10 protein-coding genes are annotated in these 13,422 nt (G+C 40.0%); 4 read left to right on the plus strand and 6 right to left on the minus strand.

Going from position 1 to position 13,422, the window contains the following annotated elements; genetic code table 11:
• The first annotated feature begins 316 nt into the window (after positions 1 to 316).
• The 3 genes from IQ276_RS04930 to IQ276_RS40050 all read left to right on the plus strand — a co-directional run bounded on the left by IQ276_RS04930 (position 317) and on the right by IQ276_RS40050 (position 2,005).
• Complete coding sequence (locus IQ276_RS04930) at positions 317 to 1,102, plus strand: reverse transcriptase domain-containing protein (RefSeq protein WP_193919576.1); 786 nt, start codon at positions 317 to 319, stop codon at positions 1,100 to 1,102.
• A 27-nt stretch (positions 1,103 to 1,129) separates the two neighbouring features.
• Positions 1,130 to 1,756: a hypothetical protein gene (locus IQ276_RS04935; RefSeq protein ID WP_193919574.1), complete on the plus strand. Its 627-nt coding sequence runs from the start codon at positions 1,130 to 1,132 to the stop codon at positions 1,754 to 1,756.
• Positions 1,757 to 1,870: 114 nt separating this feature from the next.
• Entirely contained in the window at positions 1,871 to 2,005 is a 135-nt protein-coding gene (locus IQ276_RS40050) for a hypothetical protein (protein WP_255264302.1), read from the plus strand.
• Positions 2,006 to 2,290: 285 nt separating this feature from the next.
• On the opposite strand, the gene IQ276_RS04940 is transcribed toward IQ276_RS40050, so the two are convergent.
• The 4 genes from IQ276_RS04940 to IQ276_RS04955 form a co-directional block, all read right to left on the minus strand.
• Positions 2,291 to 4,759: an ATP-dependent Clp protease ATP-binding subunit gene (locus IQ276_RS04940; protein ID WP_193919572.1), complete on the minus strand. Its 2,469-nt coding sequence runs from the start codon at positions 4,757 to 4,759 to the stop codon at positions 2,291 to 2,293.
• Between the two features lie 814 nt (positions 4,760 to 5,573).
• Positions 5,574 to 6,599 (minus strand): sugar transferase, encoded by a 1,026-nt coding sequence (locus tag IQ276_RS04945; RefSeq protein ID WP_190876222.1) that lies wholly within the window; start codon positions 6,597 to 6,599, stop codon positions 5,574 to 5,576.
• Between the two features lie 1,380 nt (positions 6,600 to 7,979).
• Positions 7,980 to 9,170, minus strand: coding sequence for a Rid family detoxifying hydrolase (locus IQ276_RS40590; RefSeq protein ID WP_193919364.1), 1,191 nt, complete (start codon positions 9,168 to 9,170; stop codon positions 7,980 to 7,982).
• A 109-nt stretch (positions 9,171 to 9,279) separates the two neighbouring features.
• The gene (locus IQ276_RS04955) at positions 9,280 to 9,711 is read right to left on the minus strand and encodes an NUDIX domain-containing protein (RefSeq protein ID WP_193919366.1); all 432 of its coding nucleotides are present in this window, start codon (positions 9,709 to 9,711) and stop codon (positions 9,280 to 9,282) included.
• A 164-nt stretch (positions 9,712 to 9,875) separates the two neighbouring features.
• On the opposite strand from IQ276_RS04955, the gene malQ reads away from it, so the two are divergent.
• Positions 9,876 to 11,384 carry a 4-alpha-glucanotransferase gene (gene malQ, locus IQ276_RS04960; protein WP_193919363.1) on the plus strand — a complete coding sequence of 503 codons (1,509 nt, stop codon included), beginning with the start codon at positions 9,876 to 9,878 and terminating at the stop codon, positions 11,382 to 11,384.
• A gap of 88 nt (positions 11,385 to 11,472) precedes the next feature.
• On the opposite strand, the gene IQ276_RS04965 is transcribed toward malQ, so the two are convergent.
• Entirely contained in the window at positions 11,473 to 12,291 is an 819-nt protein-coding gene (locus IQ276_RS04965) for a helix-turn-helix domain-containing protein (protein ID WP_190876225.1), read from the minus strand.
• 295 nt (positions 12,292 to 12,586) lie between these two features.
• Positions 12,587 to 13,393, minus strand: a complete 807-nt coding sequence (locus IQ276_RS04970) for a pseudouridine synthase (RefSeq protein WP_193919361.1) — start codon at positions 13,391 to 13,393, stop codon at positions 12,587 to 12,589.
• Positions 13,394 to 13,422 lie beyond the last annotated feature (29 nt).

Consider the following 13,422-nt stretch of genomic DNA (forward strand, 5'->3'; position numbering starts at 1 on the left):
TTACCTACTGATTATATCGGTAAATGATATCTGAAATCACTTATAGCAAATTTGTATCAGATGTAACACTAAATCAAGCATAAAAACAAAAATTTATCTATAGGACTCATATCTGATTTCTGAACAAGATTTCAGATAAAACCCTAGATAAAACGGGCTTTTCAGTCTCAGTATGTTTTCAGAAATCAAATCGGAGTCCTATAAGTAGGGTTGATGCACCAAACCTAGCACTAGCAATGGGATTTGTTAGATTTGTTTATTGCTCAGCTGGACTTACCAATAATTTAGTCATTTTCACCTAACACTTTGAGACCATTTGCTTGTAAGATTACCTAAAGGTAAGTCTGAATTAGTTGTAAAAGCTCATACTAAAAAACGCTATGTTTTAAATCTTGATTTAACTGATTTTTTTCCCTCAATTAATTTTGGTCGAGTCCGGGGTATGTTTATGGCTACACCCTATAGTTTACATCCAGACGTAGCGACTGTTTTAGCACAAATTTGTTGTCATAACAATCAGTTACCTCAAGGTGCGCCAACTTCACCCATTGTGACTAATATGATCTGCGCCAAGATGGATAGTCAATTGCAACGTTTAGCTAAAGAGTACAAAGCAACTTATACAAGGTATGCCGATGATATTACTTTCTCAACAACTTTACCTAAGTTCCCTGAGGAATTAGCATATATACTAGCTGAAGAAGATGTAGAAAAAATTTTTATTGGTAATAGATTACTCTCAATTATTAATGAAAATGGTTTTGAAGTAAATAATCAAAAAAATCGGCTGCAAGTTAAAGGTAATCATCAAGAAGTAACGGGATTAACCACTAATATGTTTCCTAATGTTGACCGAAATTACGTGCGTCAGGTTCGCGCCATGCTTCATGCTTGGGCTAAATTTGGGCTTGAGGCTGCGGAAAAAGAGTATCAAGAACAATATCAATATAAAAGCAGACTATCCACGAAAGGAAAACAAGATTTTAAACAGGTACTTCGGGGCAAAATAGAGTTCATTGCTATGGTTAAAGGAAGGGATGATTATATTTATAAAAAATATTTAAAGCAATATCAGCTATTATCAAATTTAGTAGTTAATTAATTAATTTTAAAATCAGAGTAGTAATTAATGGATAAATTAGCCCAACAATTACTTAGACAAATTAACAGCAATCTGGAAAATATAGCTTTATATATAGAAAAGCTATCTAAGGAAGAAATTAAAATAGATTCGCAAAAAATATTTATAATTGATTATTCAAGTTATTTATGGCTCAATTTACCAGAAAACTCTGAAATTAAAAAACAACTTGATGAATATAATCAACAATCAATTAACGATATTATTAATGATGATTTTGTTGAATTTTGTAGAAAGATATATTTGCAAATAGAAATTTTACTCAATCAATTTATATTAAAAGAACATGGTAGTGACAGAACTAAAGATATTTCGTATTACAAAAAAACAAGATTAAATGATTTTTTTCAAAGTATTAATAATAGCCAATTAAATTTTAAGTATGAAAATGAAGATTATAAAATAATTACTCATATCATGGATATTAGGGATGTTGCTAGTCATGGAGATTTGAATGGTAAGCCAATAAAAGAAAGAATTGAAGATAAAGGTAAATCTATAAAAATATATCTCAAGTCACTCAAACAAGGTATTAAGAAAGAAGAAATACAAAGCTTATTTTTTCAATTTGTACTCAATCAAAAAGGAATTAAAGTTAGCGGAAGAATAGAATAAGGATGGGCATATGTTACTCTATACAATCTAAAAAATAGTTTTTTAAATGCTGAAAAAGTAGTCAATGAAATTAAAAATGATTTAAGTATATTACAATATAAATTAGGACAAAATGTGAAAATAGTTCCATATAAAAAACAACCTCAGAATGAACTTAAAGAATTTTTTGACCAAAAAGATTATCAAAAAGTACACAAGACAACAAACTGGTTTGTTAAAGAAATAATTAATTTTTTAGAAGAAAACTAGAATTATTGTCTTCTCTATCTTATCTGTAATGTAATAACATTGACTCAACTTTTTATGTTAATATGCATTGCAGTTTTTCTATTGGCAACTGTATAAATTAATTACAAATGATGCACATTTAGATTTGGGTATATTTTAAATCATAAATTTTTGTCTTTTTTAATACTTTGATTTAATAACATAATAGCCGTAAATGACAATAAATAAAACAAAAAACGGTAGAGCAATAAACACTCTACCGTTTTCTAATTTTCTATTTGAGATTAAAATCCCAAATCTTAAATCTTACTCAACGCCTTGGGGTAACAATTCCCGACGCTGTTGAGAACTCACCTGAACAGTACCATTCTCATCAACATCAACTAAGGCTACATCGCCATCCTTGATGCGACCAGAGAGTATTTCTTCTGCGAGGCTATCTTCTAACAAGCGCATAATCGCTCGGCGTAATGGTCTTGCGCCGTAGCTGGGACTGTAACCTTCCTGAATCAAACGATCTTTGAAGCGATCGCTGACTTCTAAGGTGATACCTTTTTCAGTTAGACGACCAAATACTTCCTTGAGCATGATTTCGGCGATTTGTGTCACCTCTGGCTTGCTCAACTGACGGAAGACGATAATCTCATCGAGTCGGTTGAGGAACTCTGGACGGAAGTATTGTTTCAATTCTTCGTTCACCAAGGAGCGAATCCGGTTGTAAGCTGACTCGGTGACATCTTCGGCAAATTCAAAGCCAATACCGCTGCCGCCTTTTTCAATTACCTTAGAACCAATATTGGAAGTTAAAATCAGCAAGGTGTTCTTAAAGTCCACCGTGCGACCTTTGGCGTCAGTTAACCGACCGTCTTCCAAAATTTGCAGCAGCATGTTGAATACATCGGGGTGTGCTTTTTCGATTTCGTCGAACAGCACCACAGTGTAAGGACGCCGCCGCACGGCTTCGGTTAGTTGACCACCTTCGTTATAACCAACATAACCTGGAGGCGAACCAATCAGCTTGCTGACGGTGTGACGCTCCATGTATTCGGACATATCTAAGCGGATCATGGCTTCTTCGGAACCGAAGAAGTAAGCAGCTAAGGATTTCGCTAACTCGGTTTTACCTACACCAGTAGGCCCAGAGAAGACAAAACTAGCGATGGGTCGATTGGGATTCTTCAAACCGACACGAGCGCGACGAATAGCCCGTGAAACTGCCTTCACCGCTTCGTCTTGACCAATTAAACGCTGGTGCAAGGTGTCTTCCATGTGCAGCAGCTTTTCAGATTCAGATTCGGTGAGTTTGTTCACCGGTACCCCAGTCCAGGAAGCGACAATGTGAGCAATGTCTTCTTCTGTAACTACGGGTTCTTCATGTTCAGAGCCAGTTGCATTGGTCTTGCTTTGAGCAATAGCGCGAATTTCGGCTTTGATTTCCATCTCCCGATCGCGCAATTCCCCGGCTTTATCAAAGTCCTGGGAGCGTACTGCATCATCTTTTTCTTTTAAAATCTGACGCAGTTCTTTGTCTAACTCTTTGGCTGCGGGTGGAAGTTGGGAATTAATCAAGCGCACCCGAGAACCAGCTTCATCAACTAAGTCGATGGCTTTATCTGGGAGATAGCGATCGCTAATATAACGATCTGACAATTTCGCCGCCGCCACCAATGCTTCGTCGGAAATTTTCAGTTTGTGGTGTTGCTCGTAGCGCTCGCGCAAACCATACAGAATTTCAATTGTTTCATCAACTGTAGGTTCACCCACCATTACTGGTTGGAAACGCCGCTCCAGCGCTGCATCCCGCTCGATGTGCTTACGATATTCATCTAGGGTTGTCGCGCCGATGCACTGCAACTCACCTCTGGCCAAAGCTGGCTTGAGGATATTGGCTGCATCGATGGCACCTTCTGCTGCACCTGCACCAATTAGGGTGTGAACTTCATCAATTACCAGGATGACGTTACCCGCAGAGCGGATTTCATCCATGATTTTTTTCAAACGTTCTTCAAATTCACCCCGGTACTTGGTTCCTGCTACCAGCAAACCGATATCCAGTGTGACTACGCGTTTATCTTCCAGGATGTCAGGGACATCTTTGTTGGCAATCCGTGAAGCTAGACCTTCGGCGATCGCGGTTTTACCAACACCTGGTTCCCCAATCAGCACTGGGTTATTTTTAGTCCGGCGACCCAATATCTGAATCACCCGCTCAATTTCTTTGGCGCGTCCCACTACAGGATCGAGCTTATTGTCTGTAGCCATTTGGGTCAGGTTTGAGCCAAATTCATCCAGAGTCGGGGTTTTTGTGCGACCGGATGAACCGCCTGGTGAAACCTCAGCAGTTTCTCCCAACATGCGGATGACTTGGGTTCTCACCTTGGATAGATCCACACCGAGGTTTTCTAGCACCCTGGCTGCTACGCCTTCCCCTTCGCGGATTAGGCCCAACAGCAGATGCTCGGTGCCAATGTAGTTATGCCCCAGTTGGCGTGCTTCTTCCAAGGAGAGTTCCAGAACTCGCTTTGCCCGTGGCGTAAACGGAATTTCCACGGCCACAAAGCCCGATCCCCGGCCTATAATTTTTTCAACTTCAATTCGGGCATCTTTGAGATTGACGCCCATTGATTTCAGCACCTTGGCGGCTACACCAGTGCCCTCGCCAATCAGACCCAGGAGGATCTGCTCGGTTCCGACAAAGTTGTGACCTAAACGGCGGGCCTCTTCTTGGGCCAGCATGATTACCTTAATGGCTTTTTCTGTGAAGCGTTCAAACATGGCTTTATCCCATCACCTGCGTCGTGCCGGTACGCTGATTTTAGCACAGGCTAAGCTTTTGGACGCCTGTATAACAGATTATAGACATCCATTGCTTCTGATTTAGGTTTATGCGGAAATTACTACATTTTGACTACTTTCATCTGGCTAGTGTACTGAGGAGCTTTAGTTCACCAGCCTTTTTGGGATTTATGACAAATAGCTAACTGCTGGAATTTAATTTTTTTTTAATTAGCAAACACATAATCATATCATTTATTTTTTATTTTATCAAATAAAATTAAATATATAATTTTAAATTATAACTTAGTCTTTAATTAAACAGATATTTAAATCAATGCTTTGCCAGTTTTACAAAGGATTGGCATTTAGTTGAACTAGATGAATACTGATACTGGGACTTCCCAAGAATAAAAAAATCACCAACAAACAATAATAATAATTATCATTGTCTGTTGGTGATTTTTTTGAAGTCTTACATCATTCTCCCCTGAGGAGAAAATATACTTTCAGGTAAAAGATGAAGAGGCGTTAGGGATTTCCAACAAATAAATTATCCAATTTTGTGGGGTGGCATTGGTGTCAACTTAAGCTAGACATAGCTTCACTGTTAGCTTTGTCACCAGATTCACAAAAAAAATGGTTACTCGTATGCTTTGGGAAAGATTTAGAAATTACGAAACTGTTTCCATCACGGTTCCTGCTATGCAGAAAAATGTTCAGGAAACCTTTCGTAATTTCTCTCCCATTCCTCCCGACACTAATCATAGTACCGATATAGTGGGGGTCTCCTGGGAGGTTTAGATGAAAAATGCTAGACAGCACCACTGTTTCTATTAAACAAGATAGCTACGGTTTTAAAAATTAGCTTGAAGTCGTATAGTAGACTCCAGTTTTTTTGATACTTCAAATCTAGACGAATTACATCTTCAAAATTAAGTACTGTGGAACGTCCATTTACTTGCCATTCGCCAGTCATACCTGGTTTAACGTTCAAGCGTTGCCACTGTGGTACTTCGTAGCGTTCTACTTCATCAGGTGTAGGTGGTCTAGTGCCTACTAAACTCATCTCTCCTTTGAGGATGTTCCAGAATTGTGGTAGTTCATCTAAACTTGTTCGCCGTAAAAAGCGCCCTACTTTGGTAATTCTGGGATCGTTTTTATTTTTAAAGAAAGCACCTTTGGCTTGGTTTTCTACTAGGTATTTCTTCGCTTCTGCATCCACACACATGGAGCGAAATTTCCAAATCTTAAACCGCTTTCCCATCCAACCACAGCGGGTTTGAGAAAAGAAGATAGGCCCTGGATCGTCGATTTGAATAGCGATCGCAATGGGAATAAACAAAACTCCTGTAATTGCTAAACCTATTAGCGATCCCACAATATCTATGAACCGTTTCATCCAAGATGTCACAGAAGGATGAGTAGCAGGTAATTGCTCTACTTGACGATAACCTGCTTTCTGATTATTTGTTAAGTCTTGTTGTGTTGTTACTGAACCATTGTCAACAGACTGTAAGCTAAAAACCTGATCCAATCCCGTGAGCTTTAGGACTGCCATGACCTGAGGTGTCACATTTTGGAGTTTTAATGCAATTCCTTTAGCCTCGGCGTATTTAAAATTACTGACTAATGCACCTAAACCACTACTATCCATAAAAGTAGTTTGGTGAAAGTCAATGATGATTTGCTTGAGATGTGAATTAGCTTGAATTAAGCTTTGGCAAGTTTGCTTAAAGCCTACAGCTTCCAATAAGCTAAACCTCGGAGACACTTGCACGATGGCTGTATCGTTTATAGAAGTGACTAAAAAACCTACTTCAGTGGATTGGGTACTCATAAAGCTTTGAATTTAGATTATCCTGTTGTGATGCAATCTGCTAAGCATTATTGGGCATTAAAAAATTGCACAGTGGAGGTATGGACTCAGATTTATATCTTTGGAACGTCTCAACTTATATAAAGCTTTAATTGCTTAAAAACCTTCTTTGTTATTAGTATTACTTTTTGTATTCTGTGTGTTCATGGTGTTTACTTTTTGCTAAATATAAGTACTTGTTACTACTTTACATAGCTGGCTTTCTACTTCGTCATATGGCGGGGCATCATAATTGACTATATTGCCTGCATCACAATTCACCACTTGTGTCTAAATTTTTGCCCAAACTTAGGGTGATCTGACACCAGCTTTTTTTGCTAAAACTTGCGGGTAAGTTAAGTTCAAATAGCACATTTCCTAAGTTAGAACTCAGACACTCAAACAGGGTAACTCCCGTAATTCCGGTACTTTTAGACTTTTCCCTTACTGAATGAGGTTGGTGTATGTAAATTTCAAGCTTAGGTGCATAAGTTCTTATAAATCATACTTACTTAAAGCCTGAGTCAAAGCTGCGTTATGAAATAGGGATCTACTAGCAATGGTTGTGGACGAAGCTACTTTGTAAAGGTTTACTCAAAATCCATTTATTTTGGCTGTTGGTTATCAGTTTATTTACTTAGATAATACTTACATAACTATCATGATGCGGAAGTCATGTAAAGTTCTTTACACAATCTTAATATATTTGAAACTAAGTATTTTCTAATACACAGGAACTTTTCTGGCAAAGACTATAAGCATCTATCAGTTAAAAGTAAAATTTTAGTTATTTTATTATTAAGTTTTATTAAAAATATTAATTAATTACTGTACAAAATACTTATCGTTTAAGCGTTTTGAGAAAATTTTCAGTTCTCGCTATTGGCGGCTATATTGAGATACTTTCAGTAGCACAGGTGCAGGACGCGGTGGCTATAGCTTGCCAATAGCGAAAACATCAAACTTTAATTCCTGGAAATCGACACTGAATATTTTGTCAGTCTCGTTAATGGACAAATAAAAGTCAAAAAATATACTTTTGATGATTTAAACAATCAACACTAGATTATAAATTTTATTTATTAAATAGTTTAAGTAAATTTTGCAGATAATCGAAATTAATCTTTACACTATCTTTATAAATAGATTCATAGGGAGCATATTAATGCAAATAAATGGATATAAGGTGCGATAGTTACAATCTCACCTTTGCCTGCCCAAGGCAAGATTCCTAAATTCGCACCTTTTAATTGGAACGCCAGGTAAACCTGCGTCCCATCTCATCAAAAATGCTAACTTTTCTCTAATTGTAGCGATCGCCTGCATAGCTGCTTGCCTATCTGCTGAGAATGTATGTTCGCACTAGCCGCTAATCACAGCGATCGCCTCAATCTCTACCAACACATCCTTAGGTAACCGCGATACCTGGACACAAGCACGTGCTGGGGCTGTATTTTCCGGGAAATATTTAGCATAAACAGCATTCACTGCCGCGAAATCATTCATATCAGCGAGAAAAACACTGGTTTTCACCACATCTTCAAAAGTCGCACCCGCAGCTGTGAGGATGGCTTCAAGATTAGCCATTACTTGCTCAGTTTGCTTTTTGACATCATCAGTGTAGACCACATCACCAAGGCGGGGATCGATGGCAATTTGTCCAGCCACGAATACAAATTGACCAGAAGCGGCGATCGCTTGATTATAGGGTCCGACTGGTGCGGGTGCGTTATCAGTACGAATTACTTTACGAGTCATAGATATCACTTTCTCTAACGATGCTACCTGTTTATCGATTTCTATTTGGGAGGCGATCGGTTTATAAACCTCTCCATCAGGCATTATCGCACCAGTTAGGTCAGCATCTTCAAAGGTTGCCCCATAGATATTTGCGCCAGTTAAATCAGCCCTTCTCAAGTTTGCTCCGTTCAGATTTGCTTTCATTAAATCAGCTTGTTGCAAATCCGCTCTCTCTAAATTTGTCTCTTTTAAACAGGCTTTTCTCAAATTTACGCCTCTGAGATTTGCTGCACCTAAATCAGCTTCAGCCAGATTCATACCAGACAAATCCTTTTGAGATAAATTAATACCCCGAATCTTGGTTCCGTGCAAATTGGTATCTTTGAGTTTTACATGAATTAGGTTTGCTTGACTCAAATCAGCTTCAAACAAGTTAACCCCAGTTAAATTTGCACCGCTAAGGTTAGCTCTCACGAGATTTGTTTTTTTCAAGGAAGCTTCAGTTAGATTGGCAGAATTTAGCGTAGCATCACTCAAATTGGCATTATCTAGGTCTGCCCAACTCAAATTTAAACTAGAACTTTCCACCAAACCACTTAAGTTTGCGCTTGTCAGAGATACCCTGGTGAAATTTGTGTTTTTAAGACATGCCTTACTGAGGTTGGCATTATTTAAATCTGCTCCGGTCAAATCTGCACTTGTCAGGTCTATTCCACTCAGATTTGCACCTTTGAGGTTTACTCCTCTGAGATTTACTGAATCAAACTTTCGTTGACCTTGTGCATATTGTTTCAAAAGTTTTTCAGCATCCATAATGCGCCATTAAATACCACTGACACAGTATAATCACAAAAACTTTGTGTCACAGATATTCTCCTTCCTCTTCTCTTTGCGCCCTTTGCGTCCTTTGCGGTTCGTTCCTTTACCCCAACCTCGGACGTATCCCATAATGCCGATATCGCCAATAATCCTGCAAAATGCGATCGTGGTCAAAACATAAATTACTCGGCACACGCCAAGACTCAAAAATTCCTACACCCTTAGCATCATCTCCAGCCACAGGTTCCCCCGTCGCCGTCGCCAAAAACACAATGCTAATGGTATGCTGACGCGGATCGCGATTGGGGTCAGAATACACCAGTAATTGTTCAATTAATTCCACCTGCAAACCCGTTTCTTCCTCAGCTTCCCGCCGTGCCGCCACTTCCACGGCTTCCCCATAATCCACAAAACCGCCAGGAATAGCCCAACCTAAGGGTGAATTATGTCTTTCAATTAACACTATTGGCCGATGAGGTCGATCTACTAGTTCAATGATGATATCAACTGTCGGTGCAGGGTTTCGGTAAGACATGGAATTTTGGATTTTGGATTTTGGATTAATTGGGTTTGGTGCAAATGACAAATGACAAATAACCTGACTTGATTTACCCTGCAAATACTGTTGTGTGATAAATTCTATGCGATCGCGTAGCATTTTGTTGTGGCGATCGCTTGCTCCCATAATTCAGGTTAAATATGCCTTTTCCTAGATCTAGTGGCATTTTGCTGCATCCTACTTCTTTTCCCAGTCGATTTGGCATTGGGGATTTAGGCTTAGAAGCCTATCGCTTCATTGATTTTCTCAAAGAAAGCCATCAACAATATTGGCAAGTTTTACCCTTGGGTCCCACTGGATACGGCAATTCCCCGTATATGTGCTACTCAGCAATGGCGGGAAATCCTCTACTCGTTAGCCCAGAAAAATTGCTAGAGGAGGGTTTGCTAGTCGAAGAAGACTTTGCTAATTTACCAGCATTTCCGGTGGAAAAGGTAGATTTTGATCAGGTTGTGTCAATTAAGATTGGGCTACTCAAAAAAGCCTGTGAAAAGTTTAGAGTCAATGCTACGCCCATTCAACAGAAAGAGTTTGCAGGTTTTTGCGACAGCAAAGCCTATTGGCTAGATAATTATGCTTTATTTATGGCGCTGAAAGATGCCAACAAGGGTGCAAGCTGGCATACATGGGAGCCAGAATTTGTCAAGCGTGAACCTGAAGCGTTGGATCAAGTACAGCGTCGCCTCAATGGAGAAATTTTTTATTACAAGTTCATCCAATTTCAGTTTTTCCGCCAGTGGTCTGACGTGAAAAGCTATGCCAACATGCGTGGTATAGACATTATCGGCGATATCCCCATTTACGTTGCTCACGATAGTGCCGATGTGTGGGCGCATCCCGACATTTTTGCCTTAGACGAAGAGACGGGAGTTGCAGCCCAAATGGCAGGAGTTCCACCAGATTACTTTAGCGCCACCGGTCAATTGTGGGGTAACCCGGTTTATAACTGGGAGGAATTGCAAAAACAAGACTTTAAATGGTGGGTGCAGCGCTTTGAGGCCATGCTGGATTATGTAGATATAATTCGGATTGATCACTTCCGAGGCTTCGAGGCTTATTGGTCTGTACCCCAAGGCGAAGAAACAGCTATGAATGGCGAATGGGTGGAAGCGCCTGGAGAAGCTTTTTTTGAAGTGATTAGGCAGAAGTTGGGCAAGCTACCCGTATTGGCGGAAGATTTGGGAGTAATTACACCAGAGGTAGAAGCACTGCGAGACAAGTTTGAATTTCCGGGAATGAAAGTTTTGCAATTTGCCTTTGGTTCCGATCCCGGTAATCCGTTTTTACCATTCAATTACCCCCGAAATGCTGTAGTTTACACCGGAACTCATGATAATGACACAACTATAGGCTGGTTCAACAGCGCTAATGACTACGAAAAGCAAAACTTATTGCTTTATTTAGGTTGTATCAGTCCCGAAGGCGTCCACTGGGATTTAATTCGACTAGCATTGAGTTCCATTGCCAATCAAGCGATTATTCCTTTGCAAGATGTTTTGGGATTAGGAAACGAAGCGCGGATGAATTTTCCTAGTACCGCTGAGGGTAACTGGGGATGGCGTTATCAAGCAGCAGCGTTAACAGAGGAATTAAGCTCAAGGCTGAAAGTTCTCACCAGACTCAATGGACGCGCCCCGCAAGAACACTGAGGAATGGGTGATAGGGAGAGGGGGGAGATGGGGGAGATGAGGGAGAAAATACTACATCATCCTTCTCATCCCCCTCATCTCCCTCATCTCAAAACTTGGGTTTAGCAGCCGCAATCCTAATTTCTTCTTCTTTCCCCAGTTCTCCCATTTCTTTGGCTTTCTCCTGATTAACGCTCATTAAAACACCACCAGCATTATCAGTTTTAACTGTTAATTGCTCTTGAGCTTTCCAAATCCGGTGAGTACCCTCTGGTAGAGTACCCTCAAACTCGGTTTTGCCATCAGCTACTACGCGAATCCAGGATGATGCTTTCAATGTAACGCCAATTTGTACAGCCTCTTTCTGTTTGGTATCGCTGACAGGTTGAACTTCTAGTGACTGTTTTGGTTTGGTTAGTTCTGGTTTGACTATTTCTGGTTTAACAATGGACTTTTGTTGTGGGTATGGCTCGCTTTCGCTATTACTTGCTTGTAGTACGGCGTTATTTAATAAATGAGATAAGCCATTTACAGAGCATAAAATTAGCAATATGTAAAGAAAGTAAAGATGAATAGGACGTAGTTGATTCAGAGGTGAAGTATTCGCCGTAGGTTGGGAGTTTACTTGTGGAGAATTGATCGGAAAAGTGTCAGCAAATTCGGCTCCATTCAAGCCCAGTGCGTCGGCAAATTGTCTGATTAAACCCTGAATATAAACTGGTTCTGGGAGATCGTTTAAATTACCTTCTTCGATCGCCTGCAATAATCGTCGGGGAATCATGGTCAATATAACTACTTGTTCTAGAGATAGACCCTGTTCTTGACGTGATGCCCAAAGTTGAGCGCCTATTTCTGCCAACTTTTCAGATCTTTGTTGCTCTAATGAAAGTGGTAGCTGCTGATTATTTTTCTTTCTTGGCCATTTCATGCCTTCTGACACTCCTTAACTCAACTAAATCTTTAATAGGTTGCTTGAACAAGAATTCAGAATTCAGAATTCAGAATTCAGTATAAATTTGTAGCTCTTTTTATGAAAAATAAACGGGTTTAAAACCCCTAAACAAATCTACGATTTGGTGAGCCAGTACTGCAAGAAAATTTCCTTGTGTACGTGATTAGCGCATTTAAGCGTTAGCAAGTCAGACCCTACGCATAGTTGCTAACACAACGCTTACAAGCGTCACCCAAAGGGTGGTCTACAATTTGGCGGTCTCAAGCCCCACCTACTTAAATTCCGAATTCTGACTCCTGAATTCTGACTCCTGAATTCTGGATTCTGACTCCTGGCTTATTTGCTCTCGCAAAAAGCGAATTTCACGATCTTTGAGGAAACGATATTTACCCTCTGACAAAAAGGGTTCTTTTGGTGTTTGTAATTGAATTGAGCCGATCGCACTGCGATGCAGTTGGATTACTGGGTATCCTAATTGTTCAGCTATCCGGCGAATTTGGCGATTTCTTCCCTCCTGTAAGACAATTTCTAAAAGACTTCCTTGGGCACAATGTTCTAGCAGCTGTACTTTAGCGGGTCGTGTTTTTCTACCATCCAATACCACACCCTGACGCCACATCCGCAATACTGGTTCTGGAGGATGGCCTTTTACCAAAACGCGATATGTCTTGGAAATGCTGTGACGTGGATGAGTTAGTCCAAATGTCAAGTCTCCGTCATTTGTCAGGATTAATGCTCCTGTGGAGTCTGCATCTAGACGCCCAACTGGATGAATACCTGAACCCTCTCGTAATTCTTTCGGTAATAGATCCAGAACAGTCGGTCTTTGGTGAGGATCGTAGCAAGTTGAAACTACTCCAGCTGGTTTGTGCAACAACAGATAAATCAAAGCTGGACGCTGGTTTCCAGATATCAGTTTGCCATCAATAGCGATCGCATCTTTTTCGGGATCAACTTTTTGACCTAAATGTGCCAATACCCCATTGATCCGCACCCGTGATTGCCTAATCATTTCTTCAGCTTCACGACGTGAGGCAATACCCCATTGAGCGAGAATTTTTTGTAACCGTGCCTCCATGTAGAAATTGCTGATTTACTGTTAACTAT

This window comes from Desmonostoc muscorum LEGE 12446 (assembly GCF_015207005.2).
GTDB classification, from domain to species: domain Bacteria; phylum Cyanobacteriota; class Cyanobacteriia; order Cyanobacteriales; family Nostocaceae; genus Nostoc; species Nostoc muscorum.